Origin of the sequence: Leeia speluncae (assembly GCF_020564625.1) — a bacterium.
GTDB lineage: Bacteria > Pseudomonadota > Gammaproteobacteria > Burkholderiales > Leeiaceae > Leeia > Leeia speluncae.
Map to the genome: position 1 here is coordinate 122,637 of NZ_JAJBZT010000002.1, position 25,313 is coordinate 147,949.

At 48.8% G+C, this 25,313-nt stretch carries 28 protein-coding genes and 1 riboswitch; of the genes, 16 read left to right on the top strand and 12 right to left on the bottom strand.

Going from position 1 to position 25,313, the window contains the following annotated elements; all coding sequences use genetic code 11:
* Positions 1-48: 48 nt before the first annotated feature.
* Entirely contained in the window at positions 49-1,539 is a 1,491-nt protein-coding gene (locus tag LIN78_RS03510; protein WP_227178529.1) for a YifB family Mg chelatase-like AAA ATPase, read from the bottom strand.
* Positions 1,540-1,607: 68 nt separating this feature from the next.
* On the bottom strand, positions 1,608-2,498 hold the full coding sequence (gene rsmI, locus LIN78_RS03515) for a 16S rRNA (cytidine(1402)-2'-O)-methyltransferase (RefSeq protein ID WP_227178531.1): 891 nt from the start codon (positions 2,496-2,498) through the stop codon (positions 1,608-1,610).
* Between rsmI and LIN78_RS03520 the strand changes: the two genes are divergently transcribed.
* The 5 genes from LIN78_RS03520 to LIN78_RS03540 all read left to right on the top strand — a co-directional run bounded on the left by LIN78_RS03520 (position 2,487) and on the right by LIN78_RS03540 (position 5,737).
* Positions 2,487-3,563, top strand: a complete 1,077-nt coding sequence (locus LIN78_RS03520) for a penicillin-binding protein activator (RefSeq protein ID WP_227178534.1) — start codon at positions 2,487-2,489, stop codon at positions 3,561-3,563. The genes rsmI and LIN78_RS03520 overlap by 12 nt on opposite strands.
* Entirely contained in the window at positions 3,560-3,916 is a 357-nt protein-coding gene (locus tag LIN78_RS03525; protein ID WP_227178537.1) for a YraN family protein, read from the top strand. The genes LIN78_RS03520 and LIN78_RS03525 overlap by 4 nt, the downstream gene beginning before the upstream one ends.
* 139 nt (positions 3,917-4,055) lie before the next feature.
* The gene (locus LIN78_RS03530) at positions 4,056-4,646 is read left to right on the top strand and encodes an SIS domain-containing protein (protein WP_227178539.1); all 591 of its coding nucleotides are present in this window, start codon (positions 4,056-4,058) and stop codon (positions 4,644-4,646) included.
* Entirely contained in the window at positions 4,646-5,242 is a 597-nt protein-coding gene (locus tag LIN78_RS03535) for a BON domain-containing protein (protein WP_227178543.1), read from the top strand. Before LIN78_RS03530 ends, LIN78_RS03535 begins: the two co-directional genes overlap by 1 nt.
* Before the next feature lie 30 nt (positions 5,243-5,272).
* Positions 5,273-5,737, top strand: a complete 465-nt coding sequence (locus tag LIN78_RS03540) for a RidA family protein (RefSeq protein WP_227178546.1) — start codon at positions 5,273-5,275, stop codon at positions 5,735-5,737.
* A 31-nt stretch (positions 5,738-5,768) separates the two neighbouring features.
* On the opposite strand, the gene LIN78_RS03545 is transcribed toward LIN78_RS03540, so the two are convergent.
* Together LIN78_RS03545 and LIN78_RS03550 are read right to left on the bottom strand one after the other, a co-directional pair.
* On the bottom strand, positions 5,769-6,161 hold the full coding sequence (locus LIN78_RS03545; protein ID WP_227178548.1) for a VOC family protein: 393 nt from the start codon (positions 6,159-6,161) through the stop codon (positions 5,769-5,771).
* Between the two features lie 31 nt (positions 6,162-6,192).
* Positions 6,193-7,104 carry a LysR family transcriptional regulator gene (locus LIN78_RS03550; protein ID WP_227178551.1) on the bottom strand — a complete coding sequence of 304 codons (912 nt, stop codon included), beginning with the start codon at positions 7,102-7,104 and terminating at the stop codon, positions 6,193-6,195.
* A gap of 102 nt (positions 7,105-7,206) precedes the next feature.
* Between LIN78_RS03550 and lysA the strand changes: the two genes are divergently transcribed.
* Positions 7,207-8,445, top strand: a complete 1,239-nt coding sequence (gene lysA, locus LIN78_RS03555; RefSeq protein WP_227178553.1) for a diaminopimelate decarboxylase — start codon at positions 7,207-7,209, stop codon at positions 8,443-8,445.
* 63 nt (positions 8,446-8,508) lie between these two features.
* Here the strand turns inward: lysA and LIN78_RS03560 are convergent, their stop codons facing one another.
* On the bottom strand, positions 8,509-8,856 hold the full coding sequence (locus tag LIN78_RS03560; RefSeq protein WP_227178556.1) for a winged helix-turn-helix transcriptional regulator: 348 nt from the start codon (positions 8,854-8,856) through the stop codon (positions 8,509-8,511).
* 106 nt (positions 8,857-8,962) lie between these two features.
* Between LIN78_RS03560 and LIN78_RS03565 the strand changes: the two genes are divergently transcribed.
* The 3 genes from LIN78_RS03565 (at position 8,963) to LIN78_RS03575 (ending at position 12,105) form a co-directional block, all read left to right on the top strand.
* Positions 8,963-9,370 (top strand): hypothetical protein, encoded by a 408-nt coding sequence (locus tag LIN78_RS03565; protein ID WP_227178558.1) that lies wholly within the window; start codon positions 8,963-8,965, stop codon positions 9,368-9,370.
* A complete protein-coding gene (locus tag LIN78_RS03570; RefSeq protein ID WP_227178561.1) occupies positions 9,367-9,984 on the top strand; it encodes a class I SAM-dependent methyltransferase in 618 nt (205 codons plus the stop codon). Before LIN78_RS03565 ends, LIN78_RS03570 begins: the two co-directional genes overlap by 4 nt.
* 135 nt (positions 9,985-10,119) lie before the next feature.
* Positions 10,120-12,105: a peptidase U32 family protein gene (locus tag LIN78_RS03575; RefSeq protein ID WP_227178564.1), complete on the top strand. Its 1,986-nt coding sequence runs from the start codon at positions 10,120-10,122 to the stop codon at positions 12,103-12,105.
* A gap of 52 nt (positions 12,106-12,157) precedes the next feature.
* On the opposite strand, the gene LIN78_RS03580 is transcribed toward LIN78_RS03575, so the two are convergent.
* From LIN78_RS03580 to LIN78_RS03605, 6 genes are all read right to left on the bottom strand, one after another.
* Positions 12,158-12,847 (bottom strand): glutathione S-transferase N-terminal domain-containing protein, encoded by a 690-nt coding sequence (locus LIN78_RS03580; RefSeq protein WP_227178567.1) that lies wholly within the window; start codon positions 12,845-12,847, stop codon positions 12,158-12,160.
* A 115-nt stretch (positions 12,848-12,962) separates the two neighbouring features.
* The gene (metF, locus tag LIN78_RS03585; RefSeq protein WP_373307742.1) at positions 12,963-13,796 is read right to left on the bottom strand and encodes a methylenetetrahydrofolate reductase [NAD(P)H]; all 834 of its coding nucleotides are present in this window, start codon (positions 13,794-13,796) and stop codon (positions 12,963-12,965) included.
* Between the two features lie 84 nt (positions 13,797-13,880).
* On the bottom strand, positions 13,881-15,281 hold the full coding sequence (gene ahcY / locus LIN78_RS03590) for an adenosylhomocysteinase (protein WP_227178570.1): 1,401 nt from the start codon (positions 15,279-15,281) through the stop codon (positions 13,881-13,883).
* Positions 15,282-15,357: 76 nt separating this feature from the next.
* Positions 15,358-15,422: riboswitch (S-adenosyl-L-homocysteine riboswitch) on the bottom strand.
* Between the two features lie 96 nt (positions 15,423-15,518).
* Positions 15,519-15,959 carry a hypothetical protein gene (locus LIN78_RS03595; RefSeq protein ID WP_227178573.1) on the bottom strand — a complete coding sequence of 147 codons (441 nt, stop codon included), beginning with the start codon at positions 15,957-15,959 and terminating at the stop codon, positions 15,519-15,521.
* Positions 15,960-16,033: 74 nt separating this feature from the next.
* Positions 16,034-16,480 carry a GNAT family N-acetyltransferase gene (locus LIN78_RS03600; RefSeq protein WP_227178575.1) on the bottom strand — a complete coding sequence of 149 codons (447 nt, stop codon included), beginning with the start codon at positions 16,478-16,480 and terminating at the stop codon, positions 16,034-16,036.
* Between the two features lie 14 nt (positions 16,481-16,494).
* Positions 16,495-16,950, bottom strand: coding sequence for a rhodanese-like domain-containing protein (locus LIN78_RS03605; RefSeq protein ID WP_227178577.1), 456 nt, complete (start codon positions 16,948-16,950; stop codon positions 16,495-16,497).
* Between the two features lie 121 nt (positions 16,951-17,071).
* On the opposite strand from LIN78_RS03605, the gene pdxR reads away from it, so the two are divergent.
* Positions 17,072-18,538 (top strand): MocR-like pyridoxine biosynthesis transcription factor PdxR, encoded by a 1,467-nt coding sequence (gene pdxR / locus LIN78_RS03610; protein WP_227179494.1) that lies wholly within the window; start codon positions 17,072-17,074, stop codon positions 18,536-18,538.
* A 2-nt stretch (positions 18,539-18,540) separates the two neighbouring features.
* Here the strand turns inward: pdxR and LIN78_RS03615 are convergent, their stop codons facing one another.
* Positions 18,541-19,440 carry a LysR family transcriptional regulator gene (locus tag LIN78_RS03615; RefSeq protein ID WP_227178580.1) on the bottom strand — a complete coding sequence of 300 codons (900 nt, stop codon included), beginning with the start codon at positions 19,438-19,440 and terminating at the stop codon, positions 18,541-18,543.
* Between the two features lie 108 nt (positions 19,441-19,548).
* Between LIN78_RS03615 and LIN78_RS03620 the strand changes: the two genes are divergently transcribed.
* From LIN78_RS03620 to LIN78_RS03645, 6 genes are all read left to right on the top strand, one after another.
* Positions 19,549-20,403, top strand: a complete 855-nt coding sequence (locus LIN78_RS03620; protein ID WP_227178582.1) for an SDR family oxidoreductase — start codon at positions 19,549-19,551, stop codon at positions 20,401-20,403.
* A 411-nt stretch (positions 20,404-20,814) separates the two neighbouring features.
* Positions 20,815-21,837 (top strand): TRAP transporter substrate-binding protein, encoded by a 1,023-nt coding sequence (locus tag LIN78_RS03625; protein WP_227178584.1) that lies wholly within the window; start codon positions 20,815-20,817, stop codon positions 21,835-21,837.
* Between the two features lie 79 nt (positions 21,838-21,916).
* Positions 21,917-22,450 (top strand): TRAP transporter small permease, encoded by a 534-nt coding sequence (locus LIN78_RS03630; RefSeq protein WP_227178586.1) that lies wholly within the window; start codon positions 21,917-21,919, stop codon positions 22,448-22,450.
* On the top strand, positions 22,447-23,778 hold the full coding sequence (locus LIN78_RS03635) for a TRAP transporter large permease (protein ID WP_227178587.1): 1,332 nt from the start codon (positions 22,447-22,449) through the stop codon (positions 23,776-23,778). Before LIN78_RS03630 ends, LIN78_RS03635 begins: the two co-directional genes overlap by 4 nt.
* 162 nt (positions 23,779-23,940) lie before the next feature.
* Positions 23,941-24,573 (top strand): uracil phosphoribosyltransferase, encoded by a 633-nt coding sequence (gene upp / locus LIN78_RS03640; protein WP_227178588.1) that lies wholly within the window; start codon positions 23,941-23,943, stop codon positions 24,571-24,573.
* A 76-nt stretch (positions 24,574-24,649) separates the two neighbouring features.
* Entirely contained in the window at positions 24,650-25,261 is a 612-nt protein-coding gene (locus tag LIN78_RS03645; RefSeq protein ID WP_227178589.1) for a TetR/AcrR family transcriptional regulator, read from the top strand.
* Positions 25,262-25,313 lie beyond the last annotated feature (52 nt).

Consider the following 25,313-nt stretch of genomic DNA (forward strand, 5'->3'; position numbering starts at 1 on the left):
TGACTGAAAACCGTATTTGGTAGGCGTGCGTCAAGTATCCTTCCGTAACTACACACCACGCCGATATTGAATCGCCTCGCCAACATGGAGCACATTAATTGCCGGTTCATCTGACAAATCGGCAATGGTTCGCGCGACACGGAGAATACGGTGGTAAGCCCGCGCAGAGAGATTAAGGCTTCTGGTTGCATTGGTGAGTAATTGCTGCCCGGCATCGTCTGGCTGGCAATGCTTCTCGATTTCTGGCGCAATTAAGCGGCTATTTGGTTTTCCTTGCCGCTGATGTTGCTTTTCGAATGCACGAATCACACGCTCACGAACCGACTCGGAAGTCTCTCCTTGTGGCATGGCGGCAAGTTGCTCAGGAGGCACCGATGGTACTTCCATCATCAAATCAATACGGTCAAGAAACGGGCCTGACAGTTTTCCCTTGTAACGCTGCACTTGGTCTGGCGAACAACGACATCGAGCAGTTGGATGGCCATGATATCCACAAGGGCAAGGATTCATGGCCGCAATTAATTGGAAGCGAGCAGGAAAATCGGCCTGTCTTGCCGCTCTTGAAATTGTGATATGCCCAGCTTCTAAGGGTTCCCGTAATACTTCTAGTACCTTACGATCAAACTCAGGGAGTTCATCTAGGAACAGAACACCATGATGCGCCAAGCTAATTTCACCCGGGCGAGGATCACTCCCACCACCAACTAAGGCAACCCCACTAGCAGTATGATGTGGGCCACGATAGGGGCGTCGTTTCCAAGTTTCACTTTTCCAGCCACCAGAACCTAACGATTGCACCATCGCGGCTTCTAGTGCCTCATGGTCATTCATCGGCGGAAGCAAACCCGGTAAACGTTGCGCCAACATCGATTTACCTGTTCCAGGCGGGCCCATTAAAAGTAGCGAGTGTTGCCCAGCGGCGGCAATCTCCAAAGCACGCTTGGCCTGTGTTTGCCCTTTGATATCAGATAAATCCGGGTACTGAATATTGGTCATTTCCGCATGATGCGGATGAGGAAGTAGTTTTTCGAGTTCGGCCAAATGTGCGCAAACTGCTAGTAAATCTCGCGCCGGCAACACGCTAGCATCTTGCACGAGCGCGGCTTCGATCGCATTATCGATCGGTAAAATCAGTTGTCGCCCTGCTTCTTTCGTTGCCAGCGACATCGCCAATGCCCCTCGAATGGGCCGAAGCGCACCAGTTAGTGCTAGTTCACCTGCAAACTCATAGTTTTCGAGCTGTTTGACTTTTAATTGGCCACTCGCCACCAAGATACCAATCGCCATCGCGAGATCAAATCTGCCAGAGGCTTTTGGTAAATCGGCCGGCGCCAAATTAATCGTGATCTTTCGCTGTGGCAGTTCAAAGCCAGCCGTTTGAATCGCGGCCCTAACGCGATCTCGACTTTCTTTTACTTCTGCTTCAGGTAGCCCAACCAAGGCAAATGAAGGCAATCCGTTTGCCAGATGCACCTCAACCGTAACAAGCGGTGCAGACAATCCATTTAAGGCACGACTATAAAGTACAGCTAAAGACATTACCCCTCACTTTCAAACGGCTGAACCATCAGCCTATTTAGAAATTAACGAGGGATAGGTCTTTCTGGCTATTCCTCGTCTTCAAGCGCTGCTTTTAGATTCAGCGCATGTTGATACAATTCATTTTTAGCTAGCCCGGTGATTTTCACCGCAAGGCCAACAGCTTGTTTTAAAGGCAACTCGGCAATCAATATTTGCAATAGCCGATCAGCATCTGCAGGCAAGCCTTCTTCGGTCGTTACTGGTTTTTGGCAAGCAGAAAGCACCAATACAAATTCGCCACGCTGCTGATTACTATCACCAGAAACCCACTCTACCGCCTCACCCAATGGCAAACGGCGAATGGTTTCAAACGTTTTGGTTAGTTCTCTACAAATAACAATTTCACGGTCGACACCTAATGTGTCGCGTAAATCGGTTAAGCAATCGAGAATACGGTGCGGTGCCTCATAAATAATTTGCAGACTTTCATCTTCTGCAAGTTGCAAAATCGCCTCCACCCTCGCCCCCCGTTTTGGCGGTAAAAAGCCCACAAAACGGAACGTTGTTTCTGTAAACCCGCTCGCAGAAACGGCGGCGATCGCGGCAGACGGGCCAGGAATAGGCACTACTTTTAAGCCAGCCGCCAACACCGCAGCAACCACCACCGCACCAGGATCAGACACACCCGGTGTACCGGCATCCGAAATCACCGCAACGTCTTGCCCTTCTTGCAGCATTGTCACAATTTTTTCTGCGCTGCTACGCTCATTGTGCTCATGCGATGCAATCAATCTTGGTCGAACACCAAGGTGGCGTAACAAGCCACCAGATACCCGCGTATCTTCAGCCGCTACAATATCTACTTGACCTAATACACTAGTTGCACGCACAGTCATGTCTTGAAGATTTCCAATCGGCGTTGCGACCACATATAATGTGCCCAACGCTTTTTTATCGGTGCCGCCATGCGTATTCATGCTATTGTCCTATATGTTGTTGCCATAGTCTATATGACTATCCTACCTGTAGTTAGTCGAGCAGAAGAACAGCCCGCATCTGAGCCGGTCAATTCACAAAAACCGCACATTGCAGTTATCCTGCCTTTGCAATCCAAAACCTTGGGCGATGCCTCTGAAGCCATCAAGAATGGGGTTGCGGCAGCCGCCAGCCAACCGAGTGTGGGCGATCTGCCTTATATGTTCTATCCAATTGCCGATGAAGCGCACGATTTTGCAGGCGCCTACCAAGAAGCAATTCATGCCGGCGCCAAGGTCGTCATTGGCCCATTAATGCTAAATACCATCAAACAACTTGCCGCGAATGCACCAGTGCCGGTACCTACGCTTGCTTTAAATTTGCCGCCTGAGAATACCGTGCTTCCCAACTTGTTTGGCTTAAACTTGTCTGCAGCAGCAGAAGCAAAGCAAATTGCTAATCGCTTATATACAGCGGGCTTTCGTCGCGCCATGACAGTCACCCAAGAATCGCCGCTATCTCAACGCACCTCTCAAGCCTTTTCGACCGCATGGCAAGGTCTAGGTGCATCGGTAAGTACGCAACTGCTTGTTGCTGCCAATAAACCCGATTATAACGCGCTTCGCAAAGAAGCTAGCCAATGTAATTGCGATGTGATCTTTTTAGCCACCGATGAAGCTAGAACGAAGCTGTTAAAACCATTTATGCCAAGCAATATTCCGGTGTATACCACTTCTCAAGGTTTTTCTAGCAAAACCAAAATTACCAATGCTGTCGATGTAGAAGGCTTACATTTCTTTGATATGCCTTGGCTGCTTTCGCCAGACCACCCTGCAGTGATGGTCTACCCTCGTTCAAGTAAACCACTTGTCGTTGAAGACGAGCGATTATACGCACTAGGTATTGATGCATTGCGCGTAGCAGAATCATTAGCCAAGACAAATCAACCCGCGATGGTCATCGACGGCGTGACAGGGCAGCTTACGCTAGGCAATGATGGCATCTTTGTCAGAGACCTAGTCGCCGCCGAAGTGAAAGATGGACAAGTGATCCGTTCTGTCCAATGACCATTGCGCAATCCAAAGGACAAGCCGCTGAACTAGATGCGTTGAACTATCTTCAGCGGCAAGGACTATCACTGATCGATCAAAATTACCGCTGTCGATACGGGGAAATTGACCTCATCATGAAAGATGGTCAAACCTTGGTGTTTATTGAAGTGCGGAAACGACAGTCGGCTAAATTTGGTGGTGCGATTGCAAGTGTGGCTTATACAAAACAGCAAAAACTTATTTTGACGGCGCAACATTTTCTGACCACATTAAAGAAAATGCCCGTATGTCGATTTGATGTAATTGGCTATGAAGGAAGCGCATTGCAGCCTGTTTGGATAAAGGACGCCTTCCAATTGGCATCGTAAACCGATGCTGAACAGAAACTGAATCAACTATCTCAGCGTTATCCAGATTGGGTATGTCGTTGGAACTATTACAAAAGTATGATGTTCTTACAGGAAAGGCCCAGTCAGCGGATCACCTTTTATTAGCGTTAAGGGTTTTATGGATTTAACTGCCCGTATACAACTGCAATGTCACGAGAGCAAAGAAGCAACAGATTGGTTAGCTGAACATTTAGCAAGTCCAATCGCCATTGCAGCGGAATTAATGGTCGAAAGTTTAATGCAGGACGGTAAGGTACTTACCTGTGGCAATGGTGGCTCTGCTGCGTTGGCACAATATACCGCCGCCTTATTACTGAGTAGGTTAGAAAATGAACGGCCTGCTTTGTCTGCGATTGCCTTGGGTGCGACACCCATTTTGATCACCGCCATCGCAGCCGACCAAGGTTTCCAATTTGGCTTAACCAGGCAAGTAGAAGCCCTTGCACACCCGCAAGACATTTTGTTGGTATTTGCCAGCCATGGCAGTCCTGAAAACTTGCAAGCAGCCATTCAAACAGCACACGACAGGGGGATGCGCGTCATTGCGCTAACAGGCCGAGAAGATGCTGATTTGGCGGCGCAGTTAACCGAAGATGATCTGCTGCTGAATATACCGCTAACCGGTATCGCACGAATTCAAGAGATGCATATGCTTGCGATTCATGCATTGTGTGATGCCATAGATTGCCTATTACTAGGAGTTGAATAATGTCACTCAATACCCGTTTTCCAGCTAAATCCGTTGCCATCTTGCTTCTAGCAAGCTTAGCTGCACCATTATTATCTGGTTGTGTTGCCGCCGTTGCCGGTGGTGTTGCCGTAGGTGCAATGTCTGCAAATGATCGCCGTACAACAGGTACTCAGATTGAAGATCAATCCATTGAGAGCAAAGCAGAGTCTCGTATCTCTGCCAAATACGGTGACAAAGTTGCACATGTAAATGTTATTAGCTTTAACCGCCACGCCCTACTGACCGGTGAAGTTGCCGATGCGGCAACCAAAGTAGATATTGAAAAAATGGTACGTGCTGTGCCAAATGTGGCCGGTGTGCATAATGAGTTAACCATTGCACCAGTGAGCAGTTTCTCTGATCGCACAAGTGATGGTTACATTACGTCCAAAGTAAAAGCGCGTTTAGTAGACAGCAAACAAGTCTCTACCAACCATGTTAAAGTCGTGACTGAACGTAAAATTGTCTACTTAATGGGCTTAGTGAGCCATAAAGAGGGCGATGCAGCTGCTTCTGTTGCTAGCACAACAGGCAGTGTAGCCAAAGTCATTACCTTGTTTGAATATCTAGATTAATCAAACTACCCAATCGTTAATGGGGGCAAAATGCGGGATCATCTATTAAAAGAAGTTGCTACATCCCATGGTCTTGATGTTGATGCCCCCTTATTGATTGGTGGAAACTACACCCCCGTTTTACAGCATGCCGGCGTAGTTTATATTAGTGGACAAATTCCACGTGTCGGGGCCACCGTTACCGTGATTGGCGCAGCAGGTAGAGAAGTAGACTTGCATGGCGCACAATTGGCGGCGAGGATTTGCGCCCTACGAGCGGTCATTTTGCTTTATCAAGAACTTGGCACGCTAGATCGTGTTGAGAAGATTCTGAAGCTCAATGTATTTGTTCAATCTGCACCAGACTTTACGCTACAAAGCGAAGTCGCCAATGGCGCATCCGATTTACTCGAACTAATTTTTGGGGCAAGTTGCCTACACACGAGAACCTCTGTTGGTGTGATTCAACTGCCTAAAAATGCGACTGTAGAGGTGGACCTTATCGCAGCGATTTAATGCGAAGAAGGCTATGTCCCGTCCATCAGTATTACGCCTTCACTTCGGTACATAACTCAACAACCAAACCATCTGGGCATTTTAGCCAAGAAACGGTTTGTCCCCATGGCATCTCTGCTGGCAGGGCTAATGAAGTAGCCCCTTCGGCGACCGCATTGGCGTGCGCTGCAGCTACATCCTCGGTCACCAAGGCAATTTCCATCCCGATGGGTTGTGATGAACGATCGGCAGCCACATAACCATTTGGGAAGTGATGAAACCCTAATTCATGCGCAGCGAACGCGAGTAGCGTTTGCCCTGTTTCTAATTCCCCATACGTACCAGACTCATGCAGAAACCGACGTTGCAATCCAAAGGCGCGCTCACAAAACGATAGAGAAGCCTCTACATTTGCCACATATAAAATGGTATAGCCAAATTTCATCTGCTCGTTCACTTTTGTTGGGGTGGATTACCTATATTAGCCCTAGCTTCCCCTGTATGTCATTGGCAAATTGCCGAAGTGCTATTTGCACACTCTCCAAGATAGGTGTTTCTGGGCGATGAATAGGTAATACGACACTGACTTGATAGGGAATAGATGTTGAAAAACGCCTAACGATCATCGACTCGCCTTGTAGAGCTAACGCGGTTAGCGGGTTAACAATCGCCACACCTAATCCAGCAGAAACTAAACTACAGACAGAGACTGCGCTCGCAGTTTCCCACTGTAATTGACGGGTTACGCCGGCTTCCTCAAACACCTGATCTACCTGCTGGCGGTACGGGTCTTCTGGCGCCAAGCTAACAAAGGCACTCCCTTCAAAATCTTGCGGGGAAAGGATTGTTTTAGATGCCAATGGATGATTCGCAGGTAGTACACAAACTTCATCTACACAGAGCACTTCCGTCACAGAGGTACCCGGTGGTGCATCTTGCCCTTCCGTCATCCCGATATCGAATCGCTGCATACTCAACCACTCTTCAAGTAAAGGGGACTCCTGTGGCGTAATGCTCACTTGAATATCAGGGACTAGCTTTTGCAGATAACTGCACACACTTGGCATTAGGGCATGCGCAAAGGCGGGTTGGCACACCACAGACAACGTTGCGCCTTGTTGTTTGGCCAATTGCGTGGCCGTATCGATGATGCGAGATAGCCCAATGTAGGATCGCTGAACCTCCTCAAACAGGGTATAGGCATTTGCAGTCGGCTGTAAGCGCCCCTTCTCCCGCGTGAACAGCGCATAGCCGAGCAACTGTTCAAGTCTGGCTAACTCACGGCTAAGCGTTGGCTGTGAGGTATGCAGTAATCTGGCGGCGTTAGTTAAGCTGCCGCTGGTCATGATGGCACGAAAGACTTCGATGTGGCGGTGTTGGATGGTCATTACATATCAAAAATGAATAGCATTACCAAATATTAGCATTTTACTGAATAGATAGTTTACGAGATGATAGACGGTAATTTCAATTGGACTGTCGATCTCATCATGCAAACACCAGATACCCAACGCCTTTCTCAACTAGCAGCTGAATATCAAACGCCATTGTGGGTTTATGATGCGACAGTAATCCGCGCTCGCATCCACGCGCTAAAACAGTTTGATACCATCCGCTTCGCGCAAAAAGCCTGCTCGAACACGCATATTCTGCGCTTGATGCGCGAAGAAGGTGTCAAAGTGGATGCAGTATCACGCGGAGAAATTTTGCGTGCGCTAGCTGCTGGTTATGATGCGGTGGACGAGCCATCTGGCATTGTGTTTACCGCCGACTTGATCGACCGCGACACATTGGAAACCGTAGTGGCGCACCAAGTTCCGGTGAATGCAGGCTCAATTGATATGCTGCACCAGCTAGGCGAAGCATCAAAAGGCCATCGCGTGTGGTTGCGTATTAACCCTGGCTTTGGCCACGGCCATAGCAACAAAACCAACACCGGTGGCGAACACAGCAAGCACGGCATCTGGCATAGCGATTTGCCGGAAGCCTTGGCGGCGATCGCCCAGCATGGCCTGAAGCTGGTTGGCTTACATATGCACATTGGCTCGGGTGTGGATTACACCCACTTAGAATCGGTGTGTGGCGCGATGGTTGATCTAGTTCGCCAAGCCAAAGCAGCAGGACATGATCTTCATGCCATTTCTGCTGGCGGTGGATTGTCTATTCCTTACCGTGATGGCGATGCAACCATTGATACCGAACACTACTTTGGTTTGTGGGATGCAGCACGCAAAGAAGCAGAGACCGTTGTCGGCCATGCGTTGGGCTTAGAAATTGAACCTGGCCGTTACTTGGTGGCAGAGTCTGGCAACCTGATCGCCGAAGTGCGCGCGACGAAGAACGCCGGTAGCAATCACTTTGTATTAGTCGATGCGGGTTTTAACGAACTAATGCGTCCGTCGATGTACGGTAGCTACCATGGCATTACCGTTGTACCTGCGAATGGACAAGCATCTGCCGCAAAACCAACCGTCGTAGCGGGCCCGTTATGTGAATCAGGCGATGTATTTACCCAAGCAGATGGTGGCGTAGTTACCCCACGTGATCTACCTGCAGCCGCAGTCGGTGACTTAGTGATTTTTCACGATACGGGTGCGTATGGCGCATCGATGTCGAGCAACTACAATACCCGCCCACTGATTGCAGAAGTATTAGTTGATGGCGACGCTAGCCGCTTGATTCGCCGCCGCCAGACAGTAGACGAACTGCTGGCACTAGAAAACGTATAAGCGGTTTTCTCCTAGTACGCTTCAAAATGCCCAGCCAATTCGGTTGGGCATTTTATTTTCTGGCTACGCGGCTACTTCAATCCCTGCTGCTTGTACCGATTGTCCAAATGCTGCCATCGCATAGATGAGTTGCTTCATTTCCTGCCCCAGCGACGTGAGTTCGTACTCGGTGGTTGGCGGAATCGTCGGAAAAATTGTCTTTTTCAGCAGTTGATGTTGCTCCAACTGCTTGAGTCGCTCTGCCAAAATCCGTGGGCTAATGCCAGGAATCCCCCGCTGTAGTTCCGAATAGCGTTTTTTCCCGCTAATTAACTCTCGCACAATCAGCGTTGTCCACTTATGGCCAACCAACTCTGCCGTCAGCCGCACCGGGCAGCCATCATCACACGGCAACACTTTAAGCGAATCCATGGCACTTCCTTTTTGGTAACTACTTCCAAAAGTATAGCACTAGTTTTATGATGCCTAGCAACTGATCAGCCAACTATTTTTTGCAACGCTTCAGAGGAAATTCATCATGAAACCGATTCAATGGATCGCCACCATCGTTGGCATAGTTCAGCTCGTACTAGGCGCGCTTTATCTACTTGCACCGCACCAGCTATTAGGCTGGATGGGGCACTCCACCGTCGCGGCAGATATCGCTTACCCGCTAGGGATGCTATCTGCACGCTTTCTAGTCTATGGGGTGCTGATGTTGGTGGCGGCGAAACAACCGGCACAACACCGTAGCTTGCTACAAGGGATGATATGGATTCAGGTAGTCGACTTGGCTGTTGGCGTCTTTTATACCGCCAACGGCTCGGTAAGTTGGCATTTGTCTGCCTTCCCGATGTTTAACGCCGCACTGATTATTGGGCTGCTACAACTTTGGATGCCAAAATCAGCCAAGACTAGCCCCTCGCTATCGCAGGCAAATGCATGAGCAAGCTAGCCGCCCGCTTCTTCAGGATGGTACAAAGCGCCCCGTTCTACGCCAATCTTCACGCAGAAGCAGTGGCGTGGGTTGGCGTGGCAAGCGGTCAGCAAATTTGGTGGGATATTGGCTGCGGGCCTGGCCTGATTACCCGGCAAGCTGCGCGCAGCGGCTATGCCACCATGGGGATCGATTTATCGCCAGACATGTTGGCAGAAGCGGCGAAAATGGCCAAACAAGATGGGCTACAGATCGCCTACCGAAACATCGACTTACAATGCGTAAGCGATGTGTTAGAGAAGCCAAGTGTGTTATCTGCCGCCTCTCTGTTAGCAGTCTTGTCTGATCGCCCCGCAGGGATGCGGCAGCTATACAATGCGACAAGGGAAGCTGGCAAACTAGTCATTATTGAAACAACAGCAGAAATGACGATCCCACATGCTTGGCGATGGCTAATGAAAAATGGATGGAAAAACGGCAATTGGATTTTAATGTTATGGGCAATTAGCAGAAGAAAAATGATTCCTGTCGATGTTCCTGCTCTCTTGCCTGCCGGATGCCAATTTGATTACCTACCGTTACTTGATGGTATGGTTGGCGCATGGCAAATTAAAAAGCGGTAGAAAGTAGGCTCAGTTTGTTTGGGGGCGTGACAACTAATCACGTCCTCGAACAACGCTTTCAGCAAAACGCGCATATCCATAACCCTCTGATTTCGTTATAATTCCAGCCTTGAATTACCTGCGAAACGAAGTCTCATGAGCCTCTTGCCCCACCAGATCGAACTCCTCTCCCCTGCTAAAACTGCTGAAATTGGTAAAGAAGCCATTTTGCATGGAGCAGATGCGGTCTATATTGGCGGCCCTTCGTTTGGCGCGCGTCACAATGCCTGTAACAGCGTGTCGGATATTGCTGATCTGGTGAAATTTGCCCATCGCTATCATGCGCGGATTTTTACCACGCTAAATACCATCTTGCACGATGCAGAATTAGACGCTGCGCGTAAGATGATCTGGGAGCTGTACGATGCAGGTGTGGATGCGCTAATCATCCAGGACATGGGGATTCTCGAAATGGATCTCCCCCCGATCGAACTACACGCCTCAACCCAATGTGATATTCGCTCCCCAGAAAAAGCGCGCTTTTTAGCAGATTCTGGCTTCTCGCAAGTCGTATTGGCGCGAGAACTGACAATCCCGCAAATTAGAGAAATTAGCGATACCGTAGGCGACCGCGCCACCATCGAATATTTCATTCACGGCGCACTCTGCGTTGCCTTCTCTGGGCAGTGCTATATCAGCCATGCCGACACTGGCCGCAGTGCCAACCGTGGCGATTGTTCGCAAGCCTGTCGCCTGCCTTATACGCTGACAGACGCGAACGGTGGTGTGGTCGCGTTCGAGAAGCATCTGCTGTCGATGAAAGACAATAATCAAAGTAGCAACTTAGAAGCACTATTAGACGCAGGTGTTCGCTCGCTTAAAATCGAGGGGCGTTATAAAGACATTAGTTACGTTAAAAACATTACTGCGCATTACCGCCAGCTACTGGATGAAATCCTGACTCGCCGTACCGAGTGGGCGCCAGCAGCAAGTGGTAAAAGCGATATTTGGTTCCACCCTAACCCGGATAAAACCTTCCACCGAGGCAGTACCGATTACTTTGCCACCGGCCGCAAAGAAGATATTGGTGCATTTGATTCTCCAAAATTTGTTGGCGTTGAGCTCGGTACTGTTCACAAGCTAGGCAAAGACTGGCTAGAAATCGCGACGACAGAATCCATGAGTAACGGCGATGGCATCAGCTTTATGAAAAAGCGCGATGCAGTCGGTGCGCAAGTGAATACAGTACAAAAAGTGGGGCAGACGGACGATGGCCAGAACATCTGGCGAGCAGTGTTGAACGACCATAGTCTGCTAGCTTCGTTGCGCCCCGGTATGTCGCTCAGCCGTAACCGTGACCATGCATGGGAGCAAGCCTTACTCAAGCCTTCGGCCGAACGGAAAGTCGATGTGTGGCTAACTCTATCAGAGCTTGCGGATAAAAGCGGATTATCACTCACCGCGACTGACGCCGATGGCTGTACTGCCGCAGTCAATGTGTTGCACCCACTCGAACCCGCCAAAGATGCGGCACGTGCGACCACCGGCTTGCAAGATAGTCTAGCTAAACTGGGCAATACCATGTTCAGCGCGGTGAATATCGCCTTGCAACTCAGCCAAGCTTGGTTTGTACCAAACTCGATCATCAATGGGTTACGTCGTGATGTGACCGCAGCACTGGAAGCCAATCGAATCGACAGCTGGCAACGCCCAACACGTAAAGCGGCGATCGAACCGCCGGTCGCCTACCCAGAAAAAAATGTTTCTTACCTTGCCAACGTGTACAACCAACTCGCGTGGCAGTTCTATCGCAAACATGGTGTAGAAGTGATCGAGGCCGCTTATGAGGCGCACGAGGAAGAAGGTGAAGTCTCGTTAATGATTACCAAGCATTGCCTGCGCTTTTCTTACAACCTATGCCCGAAACAGGCAAAGGGCGTAAAAGGGGTGATGGGACAAGTGCGCGCCGATCCAATGACACTCAAAACAGGCGACGAAACCTATACGCTAAAATTTGAGTGTCGCCCGTGCGAAATGCACGTGATGGGCACAATGAAGAAACACATTTTGAAGTCCGCCCCACCATCAGACATCCCATATACCGCGCCAGTAACGTTCTTTAAAGAACGTCCACAAAGCTAACGGTTTTACCAATAACAAAGGCGCCGGAAAGCGCCTTTGTTATTTGGAAGACTTATTTCTTGCCCTGCCCGAATAAGACATTTCGCTCTTCATCGGTCATCGGCTTATCGCGCGTGTAGGCAGGCTTTACCCCTTCATAGGCACGAATCACTGCTGGACGCGCCGCGATGGTATGGAACCAGCGTTGTAGATTCGGGAAGTCCGCTAACACTTGTCCGTGCATTTCGTGCGGCACAATCCATGGGTAGCAAGCCATATCTGCGATCGAATACTCACCAGCAATAAACTCACGTCCAACTAACTGTTTGTCTAGCACGCCATATAATCGGGTGGTTTCACGGGTATAGCGGTCGATACCATACGGCACGACTTCTGGCGCATAGACACGGAAATGACCATTTTGCCCCGCCATTGGCCCTAATCCAGCCATTTGCCAAAATAGCCACTTCATCACTTCTGTACGTCCGCGCACATCAGCGGGTAAGAACTGTCCCGTTTTCTCTGCCAGATACTGCAAAATCGCGCCCGACTCGAAAATTGCAATCGCCTCGCCTCCATCGGCTGGGGCTTGATCTACAATCGCGGGGATACGGTTATTTGGCGCAATGGCTAAGAATTCAGGTTTGAACTGATCGCCTTTACCAATATCCACTGGAATCACCTGATAGGGCAAACCGGTTTCTTCTAAGAAAATACGGACTTTTAAGCCATTGGGTGTCGCGGTGTAATGCAGGTCAATCATCGTTTAGTCCTGACTAGATAACATTGAAATGTAACTACATAGATCAGGGCACGTTCCAAAATATCAATAAAAAAGGCGAGAATTCTTCTCGCCTTTACATTTAAAACTGAACCGCTTACAACCCTAAACGCTGCCACACCGTCGACACTAAACCTGCTTGGTTTAATGTATAAAAGTGCAAACCAGGTGCGCCGCCTTGTAGCAGTTTGTCGCAAAGCTCGGTCACCACATCCAGACCAAACGAGCGAATAGAGGCCACATCGTCTGCGTAACCTTGCAAGCGCAAACGCAACCAGCGAGGAATCTCTGCACCACACACATCAGAGAAGCGTGCCAATTGGCTAAAGTTGCTGATTGGCATAATGCCCGGCACGATAGGGATATTTACCCCTTGTGCTTGTACCGCATCCACAAAGGCGAAATACGCATCCGGGTTGTAAAAGTACTGGGTGATTGCCGAATTAGCACCGGCATTGGCTTTATTCACGAAGTTACGAATATCGTCCTGCGCGCTTTTGGCTTGTGGGTGATACTCTGGGTAGGCAGCCACTTCGATGTGGAACCAATCACCCGTTTCTTCACGAATAAACGCCACTAGTTCGTTGGCAAAACGGAACTCACCAGCAACCGCCATACCAGAAGGCAAATCACCACGCAGGGCAACAATATGGCGAATACCATCACTCTTGAATTGGTTAATCAGCTGGCGGATACCTTCGCGCGTACTACCAATACAAGATAAGTGAGGCGCCACATCGTGGCCGGCTTGCTTGATCTCTCTTACCGCGCGTAGCGTACCTTCTTGCGTAGAACCACCCGCACCATAAGTAACAGAGAAGAAATGAGGATTGTACTGCGCCAACTGACGTCGAGTGGCGTGTAGTTTTTCCATGCCTTCTTCTGTTTTCGGCGGGAAAAACTCGAAACTATAAACACGATCTTGAGACACGATACGGTTCCTTGCTTTGACAAGTAGCCATCTGACAGCTACTCATCGCCCTCAAGCGTGTTGAGGGCGATTTATTACATACGCTTAGTAACGGTAGTGGTTTGGCTTGTATGGGCCAGCTTTGTCCACGCCGATATAGCTTGCTTGCGCATCGGTCAACACGGTTAGTTTCGCATTCAGTTTTCTCAACTGTAGACGCGCCACTTTTTCATCCAAGTGTTTTGGCAATACGTACACGCCAACTGGATATTCAGCAGTGCGGGTAAACAGTTCGATCTGAGCGATGGTCTGGTTCGCAAACGAAGAGCTCATCACGTAGCTTGGGTGGCCAGTTGCACAACCCAAGTTCACCAAGCGGCCTTCTGCCAACAAGATGATGCGCTTGCCATCAGGGAAGATCACATGATCGACTTGTGGCTTGATGTTTTCCCACTCGTATTGTTTTAGGGAAGCAACATCAATTTCGTTATCGAAGTGACCGATATTACATACGATGGCTTGGTCTTTCATTGCCTTCATATGTTCGTGAGTAATCACGTGGTAGTTACCGGTACATGTCACGAAAATATCCGCAAATGCAACGGCCTCTTCCATGGTCACCACACGGTAACCTTCCATTGCAGCTTGCAATGCGCAGATTGGGTCGATTTCAGTTACCCATACTTGAGCAGACAAAGCGCGCAATGCTTGTGCTGAACCTTTACCCACGTCACCGTAACCTGCCACAACGGCTACTTTACCGGCAACCATCACGTCGGTCGCACGCTTGATACCGTCCACCAATGATTCGCGGCAGCCATACAGATTGTCGAATTTAGACTTGGTCACAGAATCGTTCACGTTGATCGCTGGGAATTTTAGTTCGCCACGTTCAAACATCTGGTACAAGCGATGCACACCAGTGGTGGTTTCTTCGGTTACGCCTTTAATTAGCGCTAAACGAGTAGAGTACCAAGTTGGGTCGTGTGCCAATTTCGCTTTGATGCTCGCAAACAAGAAGGTTTCTTCTTCGCTACCTGGGTTATTCAATACAGACGCGTCTTTCTCTGCACGGGCACCCAAATGTAGTAGCAAGGTTGCATCGCCGCCATCATCCAAGATCATATTGGCTTGTTCACAAGACCATTCGAAAATCTTGTGGGTGTAGTTCCAGTAGTCTTCTAGTGATTCGCCTTTGTAAGCGAACACAGGGATATTGCCCGCAGCGATCGCGGCAGCCGCGTGATCTTGTGTTGAGTAGATATTGCAAGACGCCCAGCGTACATCCGCACCCAAAGCAACTAGGGTTTCGATCAACACAGCGGTTTGGATGGTCATGTGCAATGAGCCAGCAATGCGTGCGCCACGCAATGGTTGCGCAGCCGCGTATTCTTCGCGAATCGCCATTAGACCTGGCATTTCGGTTTCGGCAATGCGAATTTCCTTGCGACCCCAGTCGGCAAGGTTCATATCAGCAACTTTAAAATCGGTAAAGGTAGCGACCACAGTCAGAACTCCTGATCAGGTGGCCGAGATAGAGGCAGAGGACACACTCACCCTACCCCCATGTCCGGCACGGGTTAACAGGTGAGCGCAGTTTGAAATGCGAGCCTAGGGCAGTGTTAGCCTTGCAGCGCTCCTCGAATGACTGCAATTATAGACGAAAATGGATGAAATTTCAGTGACTTGCTCAAAAAGCATGTCATGAATAAACAAAGAGCAAATTCTTGCTCGCAACACCGGTTATTTGCAATACCGAAGGGTGAGCCAACTATGCGGTAAGACTTCTATCGTTAAGAAATGACCATCTTCAGGCCGAACATGCTGTCCCGCCTTCCGATCGAGTGCCATGATTTCAACTGGAAAACCATTAATCGAAAACGACACCGGGCTGACCCTGGACGAGGGGTTGTGAGTGATGCGCAATATCCCCGTCACCACATAAACAAATGGGGAGGACAAATCTTTTTGAAGCCGAAAAGCGCGGTAGCAACCAAGGGCAGTAGGGATACAACAAAATAGCAGTAACCCCCATAAAAAAAGATCACTAGCATCCCTGCTTAATTGGAAATATAAAAGGAGTAAGGGGAACAAGGCGATCAGAAGACTAATGATCACCGCGCCATTTCGTGCTCTCTTGATCACTCGAATATCTTCTGAAGTGATCGGCCTTTGCTTCATCATGCGTGAATTAAGCTTCAATCAAAAAGACATAATATATACCATATTCATAACTGTGAATCACTCCGGTCACCATGTCATGTCACCATCAAGCTAAATCTCGCTTTAGGCTGGCAACTCGCACCTAATTTTTCATAAAAGCGAATCGCCGATGTATTCCATGCCGGCGTTTGCCATTGCAACTCGGTACAACCAAGTGATGCAGCTTGTTGGCTGACAATATCCACAAAAGACTTTCCCCAGCCTTGCCCTCTTACCTGTGACTGCAAGAATAAGCAATCTAGATGGGCAAATGGGGTGGCCGAGAGGGTGGCGATATCAATCGTCATCGTTGCATAACCAAGCAACTCCCCTTCACTTTCTAATACCCATGCCCACCAAGTAAGCTGCGCATTACCGAACAATAAACCCAAGCGCTCGGCATGGCCTGCAGCCTCGAAAGGGATGCGCTCGTATGCCGCATGTTGTTGGCACAATTGGCTCAACCCTTTCGCATCTGCCATTGTTGCTAATCGAATCTTCATATGAAGAAGCTTGCTTAGCAACTACACGCAATCACGTGTTCATCGCCGGTTAGCTGACCTACCTCGGCACCGGTTGCTAGTGGAAAGCCATCGCGAATCCAGAAATCGAGACCGCCCAGCATTTCTTTGACTAACAATCCTTCTTTTGCCAGTTTGTAAGCACCTTTTGTCGAACCGTTACACCCAATTCCATCGCAATAGGTAACATAAGTTTTGCTGCGATCAAGCTCAGCGGTGCTTTCCGCCGTCATCAAACGATGCGGGAAGTTGATTGCACCGGGTATATGGCCTTGTGCGTATTTTTCTTCAGAGCGGGTGTCAATCACAACAATCTCGACAATGCCATTTTTCAGGTCTTCCCATACATCCCAGGCATCGGCATGAAAACTGAGTTTTTGCAGCATGAAATCGCGGGTATCTGCAGGGCTTGCGGCAGGAAATGCGAGGACACTGGAAGTTGCTTGCGTCATGTTTTTCTCCAATTTGGTGAAGTATTTAAATCTGTTTAATGAGTTGATGGGGTGATTCTATGTCATGATTGGCCATATAATTAATACCAATTTAACCATCAAGACAAGACCAATTAAACAGATGAAATCTGCACCCGCATGGCTCTCTTTATTTGAAACGGCGCAAAAAACGCCATCCTCCTTGAGAAACCAGGTGTGTCTCATGCTCAGAAAAGCCATCCTTAATGGACAATTGGTCTTAGGGGAGAAGTTGCCTGCCACGCGGCAGCTCGCATTAGATATTGGTATTTCTCGCGTCACCGCAGAAGCCGCCTATAGCCAATTAGAAGCCGAAGGCTATGTCATTCGTAAAACAGGCGATGGCACTTACGTTGCGTTAGATCAGCCGTTTACCCAACGAACCGCCGCCAGCCCCCCCAACAGCAATGCGACCCATTCACTCTCTGCGCGCGGCCAACGCATTATCCAAGGAGGAGGCTGCCAAGACCCATTAACACCCCTGCCATTTGCGGCTGGCTCACCAGATTTAAATGCCTTCCCTACTAAAGTCTGGCAGCAGCTAACGCAAAAAGTCTTTCGTCAGCACCAGCATCGCTTATTTAGCTATGGTGACCCACAAGGTTACGCACCGCTTAGGGAGGCATTAGCGAGTTATTTGGCACAATCTCGCGGCGTGCAATGTCATGCTAGCCAGTTGATTATCTTAAGTAGTTCGCAACAAGCCTTACAGCTCATTTCAACGTTGTTAATAGACGAAGGTGATACAGTCTGGGTGGAAGACCCAGGTTACAACGGGGCAAAAACCGCCTTTTCTGCCATGGGCGCCACGCTTTGCCCAATCCCCGTAGATGATCAAGGCCTAAATTGGGATGACACACCAGCGGCAAAGCCACCAAAACTCATTTACACCACGCCGTCTCATCAATATCCAACAGGTGCTGCGCTGTCTTTACCACGTCGGCTGGCGTTATTAGCAATGGCAAAACAAGAACACGCATGGGTAATCGAGGATGATTACGACAGCGAGTTTCAGTACGACGCGAGGCCGCTGCCGGCACTACAAGGCTTGAGCAATAGTCAGCGTGTGATCTATATCGGTACATTTTCTAAAGTGCTTTTTCCATCACTTCGCATTGCGTACATGGTATTGCCACCAGAATTAGTGGTTCCGTTTACTACTGCCAGAACCGTATATGATGGGCATACCCCTCAATTTACGCAGGCCGTGACGGCTGAGTTTATTCATGCAGGCCATTTTTCGGCGCACATCCGCCACATGCGCCAGCTATACAAAGGCAAACGAAACCAGTTTCTTACTTGGCTAGATGAAATCCAACCGCCTTATCCGCCGATTGGTTTTAATGGCGGGTTGCAACTCACCCTTCCACTTGAAAAAGGGAGTGAACAGCCGCTTACCTTGCAAGCAAAGAAACTAGGACTGCTGACACCAGGTTTAAGCCCCATGCACCTAAACCCGACCACAAGCAAAGAGGGTTGGGTACTAGGCTATAGCGCACTTAGCCTAGAGACATTGAACAAAGCCACTCAGCAATTAAAGAGCATCTTCCACACGGCGAATGTACGTTGAAGTTACCTCGAAAAGCCCGCTTGTTCTGGCATTAGTTCTGCGAGTAAATCAATAAATAACCGTAATCGAGGCGACATTTGCTTGCGGGTGGCATACACCGCATATAGGGTGATAGGACGAATCTCCCAAGAGTTTAATACCGCTACTAATTGCCCATTACTGAGCTCTTCTGCCACCATAGCAATTGGCAAGAAAGCAATGCCCGCATTTTCTAATGCCAACCATTTCGCCATGGCGGCACTATCAGTCAGTAAATGCGGTTTTAAAGAGAGTGATCGTTGCACACCCGCTTGACTCATCACCCAGACGCCGGATAGATCTACCTCACTAGGCACAATCGCCGAGGCCTGCATTAGATCTTCTGGGGTAATAACGGCATGTTGTGCCAAGTATTGTGGCGTTGCGACGGCCACAAACCCAGCGACGCACAACGGGCGCGCAATCAGATGCGGCGCAGGGTTATGGGTTGCCCGTAAAGCAATATCAAACCCTTCGCCGATTAAATCCACCAATTTTTCATCTAGCCGAATATCTAGCGTCACCATCGGGTAACGGCGACGGTACTCTGCCACAATTTTGGCAAAAGATGGATGTGTTAACCAAGTCGGCGCGCTGATTTTGAGTTTCCCTCTCGGCAACTCGGCGCTTTCAACCAAGTCAGCCTCTACTTCGTCAATCAGCGCCAAAGCCTGTCGACACTGCATGTAATAGGCTTCGCCGGAGGGCGTTAAGCGGCGTTGCCGACTAGTACGGTGAATTAAGCGTGTTCCTAAACGGTGTTCTAGTGCGTTTAGATACTTGGTCACCATTGGGGTAGACATCTCCAATACTTCAGATGCCTTGGCCAAACTCCCCTTTTCAACTACCGCACAAAATAAACGCATGCTCTTTAGCTGATCCACCCATCATTTCCTTTTAAGAAATCTTACCTTGCCTCTGGCTGGCTAGTTTTACATGTACAACAGTAGCAAAATTTACCCATACCAACTAGTCAATGCAAAGGAATTCAGATGATCGCAGTTACCGGTGTTTCAGGCCAATTAGGACGTTTAGTCATTGAGAAACTATTAAAGACACAAGCGGCGAGCAATATCGTTGCGCTTGTTCGCACCCCAGCAAAAGTAGCAGACCTCGCCGAAAAAGGAATGATTGTTCGCCAAGCAGACTACGATGATGAAGCGAGCTTTGTTAGTGCGTTGGCTGGCGTAGAAAAATTGTTACTTATTTCTTCTAGCGAAATTGGTAAACGTGCATCTCAGCACAGCAATGTGATCAATGCTGCTAAAAAAGCAGGCGTGAAGCTAATTGCCTACACTAGCGTCTTGCATGCAGATCGCTCACCGCTTGGCCTTGCCGCAGAACACGTTGCAACAGAAGCAATGCTAAAAGAAAGTGGTGTGCCATATGCACTACTTAGAAATGGCTGGTACACAGAAAATTATATGGCGAGTGTACCTGTCGCCGTGCAACACGGCGCATTACTAGGTGCAGCGGAAGATGGCAAGATTGCCTCAGCAAGCCGTGAAGATTACGCAGAAGCGGCTAGCGTGGTCATTCAACAAGCGGATGTAGCAGGCAAAGTGTTTGAACTGGCCGGAGACGAAAGCTACACCCTTAGCCAGCTAGCGGCAGAAATTGGTAAGCAAGCAGGTAAAACCGTGGCTTACCAAAACCTACCGGTCGCAGACTACCAATCAACATTAGAATCATTCGGTTTGCCAGCCCCACTGGCCAACCTGATTGCCAACTCTGACGGCGGCGCAGCAAAAGGTGGGTTGTTTGATGATAGCCGTACACTGAGCGCGTTAATTGGTAGAGCAACTACACCACTGGCGCAGTCTGTCAAAGCAGCATTAGGCAATTAAGCATTTACATTTGTTAATAAATTATTAATCATCAAAAATACTAGATAAAAATTTTTTGATTTTAATATTTATAAACTTGATAAAGCATCCCAGATTGGCAATGATGAGCCGCCATACTGGGATGCTTTACTACATGAATACTACAATTTTTGATCAAAAATCGATTGAAAATCTTTCCTACCTCTCACCAGCTTGCCGAAAATCATTGTCAAAGACAACACAAATAACACCGCAAACAATTGATTTTATTAAACAAAAACCAAACGCTCGCCGACCTACTGAAAAGTACAAATTATGTAGTCAACCGATTTGACATTTCTCTGCACCTACCTTGATAATCAGACCATATCATTAACATGTTAATTTAATAAAACATGTAGACACTTAAAATCATTCGAGGAGATGCTTCAAATGAAAAAATCTATCCAAAAATTTACCCTTACTGCAGCAACACTGGTGTCAATTAGCACATATGCAGATCCTGTTATTTTAAAAATCGCACATTTCTTGCCACCTACTTCAGGCGTACAGGTAAAGGTGATTCAGCCTTGGTGTGACACCATTCAGAAAGAATCTGCAGGCCAACTAAAGTGCCAAATTTACCCAGCCATGCAACTTGGTGGCACGCCTGCTCAGTTGGTTGACCAAGTAAAAAATGGCGTCGCGGATATTGTTTGGACAGCGCCGGGGTATTCAGCAGGTCGCTTCCCAACCATTGAAGCAATGGAACTTCCATTTGTGGTGACAGATGCGGTATCTGGCAGTAAAGCCGCATGGGCTTTTTACCAAAAGAATGCGCAAAAAGAATTTGATGCTTATAAAGTACTAGCCCTACACGTAGATGGCGGCATGGTCGCTCACACCGCACGTAAGCCCATCTCTAATATGGCGAGTTTAGCGGGGCTAAAACTGCGCGCATCTACTCGTATGGTGTCAAAACTATTGCAAACCATGGGCGCTACACCAGTGAACATGCCGCCAGCACAAGTCACTGAAGCAATCTCTAAAGGCGTTGTGGATGGTGCAATGGCATCTTGGGAAGTCGTCATGCCAACGAAACTGGCAGAAGTAGCAGAGTTTCATACCGAACCTGCCGCTGGCAAACCGATTTTCTCTACCACCGTACTCTCTTTGCTCATGAATAAGCAAAAGTACAATAGCCTACCGGCCAATTTAAAAGCCATTATCGACAAAAATAGCGGCGCACCTTTGGTCGCCAACTTTGGTAAAGCGTTTGGCGACACCATCACCGATACCAAAAAACAAGTGGCAGCAAGCAAGGGCAAAATTATTGTCCTAGCACCAACAGACTACGACGCCATGCGTAAAACCGCACAGACGTTTGAAAACGAATGGATTAAAGACGTCACCGCAAAAGGCATGAATGGCAAGCAATTAGCGGCAGATGCTCACGCATTCGCACTAAAACCTTAAGCCCGATTAACGACTAGCACAAGAAGGCACTAGCCCTCTTGTGCCACATTCGCTAGACATGCTTAGAGGTTGATTGCAAATGACGGAACAAACACACACACCACAGGTTCCTAATACCTGGCTGCTTCAATTAGCCAAGCTATTCGCCATCTTTGGCGGCATTGGCTTCATTTCCTTAGTGGGTATTTCTTTGTATTCCATCATTGGCAGAAAAATTGCCAATGCGCCACTCACCGGAGATGTGGAATTAATGCAAGTCGGCACGGCAATGTCTGCCGCCGCCCTCCTTCCTTACTGCACCTTACTCGGCGAGCATCTACGCGTCGACTTTTTTACCGAGCATTTATCTCGCAAAGTCCGTGGAAAAATGGATGCCATGGCAGACATCTTATTAGCCATCTTTTTTGCGCTAATCGCTTGGCGAACCGGCTTAGCCAGCATGGATGTCAAAGAAGCGGCAGAAGTAAGCCCACTGTTATCGATTCCGATGTGGCTTCCAATGAGCCTAGTCGTACCATCGTTGATTCTGGCTAGTTTTTGCGCCTTATACAGAGGAATTGCCGAGTTTCTAGGCAAACTATCCTCTCCAACCCATTCCGGAGCAGCAGAATGAGTGGCATTACCGTTGGACTCACCGCTTTTGGTGCCTTATTAATATTACTGGTGCTACGTATTCATATTGGTATTGCCATGGCCATTGCTGGCGCAGGCATCTATTTGGTCATTAACCAAGGCGATACTAGTGCACTGCTGTTTACCCTAAATAATCTAGCCTATGCGCGCTTTTCAAACTATGACCTTGCCGTGATTCCGCTATTTTTGTTAATGGGGCAATTCGCCACGCATGGGGGATTATCTCGCGCACTATTTAGAGCCGCCGGCGCCATGATTGGCCACGGGAAAGGTGGGCTAGCCATGGCAGGAACCGGCGCATGTGCAGCGTTTGGTGCTATTTGCGGCTCGTCTTTAGCGACCGCTGCCACAATGGGGCAGGTTGCCTTACCTGAGCTACGCCGTAATGGTTACTCGGGAAAACTAGCGACCGCCACCTTAGCCGCTAGTGGCACGCTAGGGATTCTAATTCCGCCCTCTGTGCCACTCGTCATCTATGCCGTCTTAACGCAAGAATCCATCGGCAAATTGTTTGTTGCCGCTGTTATTCCAGGTATTTTGGCAACGCTTGGTTACTTCGCCGTTATTCGCATCATCGTCACCCGTCATCCTGAACATGGGCCTGCAGCTTCACCGATTCCTTGGGGAGAACGATTAAAAGCGCAAATAGGCATCTTGCCCGTTTTGGCGGTGTTTGCGGTTGTCGTGATTGGTATTTACGATGGCTGGGCAAACCCGACCGAAGCGGCATCCATTGGTGCGGCAGCATGTGGCCTCATTGCTGTTATATCTGGTGGAATGCGCCTAAAAGGCATTATTCAATCCATCTATGGCACGGCAGTTGCCACCGGAATGATCTTTCTTGTTTTACTTGGGGCGGATTTACTCAATTCAGCGCTTGCGATTAGCCAAATGCCGACAGAGCTAGCCAACTGGGTGAAAGAAAGCGGCATGCCACCCATCCTTGTTTTATTTACCGTATTAGGCGTGTATATCTTACTGGGGTGCGTCATGGATTCTCTTGCCATGATTCTCTTAACGGTACCTATTTTTTACCCAATGATTATGGGCTTAGACTTTTTTGGCATGTCGATGGCCGACAAATCCGTTTGGTTTGGCATCTTGGCACTGATGGTGGTAGAGATTGGTCTTGTCCACCCACCCGTGGGGATGAACCTTTACGTCATCAACAAATTGGCCAAAGATGTACCAATGAAAGATACCGCCCTAGGTGTAATGCCATTTTTGGCGTCTGACTTTTTACGCATCGTGGTACTAGTCTTCTTCCCTAGTTTATCGCTCTGGCTAGTTCACCTAACCAGTAACTAAATCAAAGAAATCCCCCATAAAACCGGTGCCCTGTGCACCGGTTTTGCTTTTCCACGTTTCATACACAACACTTACGACATACACAGCACATACGGATTCCCCTATGATTAGGCATCAGGTAAAATAAGCTGACCATTTGGACAGGATTTTCAGGAGACATTGATGGCCACCCATCTTGTGACACACCCGCTGGTACAACATAAAGTTGGATTACTACGTGAAGCCGACATCAGCACCAAAAAATTTCGGGAACTCACCAATGAGATTGGCCGCTTGCTCGCCTATGAAGCCAGTAAAGATTTTGCATTAGAAACCGTGACGATTGATGGTTGGTGCGGCCCTGTCAATATCCAACAAATTAAAGGTAAAAAAGTCACCGTAGTACCCATCTTGCGAGCTGGCATCGGCATGTTAGATGGCGTGCTAGACATGATCCCTAGTGCAAAAATTAGTGTGGTCGGATTATCTCGCAACGAAGAAACCTTGCAACCAGAACCCTACTTCGAAAAGTTTGTTGGCGATCTTGATGAGCGCATGGCGCTGATCATCGACCCGATGCTTGCAACGGGTGGCTCGATGGTCGCGACAATTGACATGCTAAAACGCGCAGGCTGTAAGAATGTGCGCGCACTCGTATTAGTTGCCGCACCAGAAGGGATTCGTACCGTAGAAACAGCACACCCAGATGTGGATATTTTCACCGCCGCCGTTGATTCTCACCTAAACGAACAAGGCTACATCATCCCTGGTCTTGGTGATGCGGGTGACAAGATTTTTGGGACAAAGCACCAGTAAATCTACGCCCCATCGTAGCGGGTGACAGCGCCGCCATCACCCGCTAAAATTCCGCCTCTAGCCCTTGGAGCCGCAGATGAGCGAGAATACCCAAAAACTAAATCCGGTAACGGCACTTTTATTGAGTGCAGAAGAAGTCTTTGCCCAAAAAGGCTACGAAGGCGCCACCACCGGACTCATCGCGCAACAAGCAGGTATCCCCAAAGCCACCCTACACTACCACTTCGGCACCAAAGAAACGCTGTACCGCCAAGTGCTGCATAGTGTGTTTGATGAATGGCATCAAGCCGCGCTGAAGTTTGATGAAACCAACGACCCTGCCACTGCCATTGAGGGCTACGTACGTATCAAGATGGCCATTTCCCGTAGCCGCCCACTCGGCTCGAAAATCTGGGCACAAGAAATGATCGCCGGCGTGCCGCACCTGCAAGACGTGTTAAAAAATGAGGTCAAGCCTTGGTTTGATAGCCGCACCGCCCGAATCCGCGAATGGATGGAACAAGGTCTGATTGCAAAAAGCAACCCAGACGCCATCATGTTCATGATCTGGGCGATGACCCAACACTACGCCGACTTCGAAACCCAAATCCGCGTCATGACCGGCCAAGAAACACTGGAAAAAGACTGGTTCGATCAGATCACAGAGGACGTGGTGGGGTTGGTGTTGCGTGCGGTAGGTGTTAAATAAGCTGCTTTAACAGAGTACGCCATCTAGTGGCGTACACACCAAGTAAGATGCT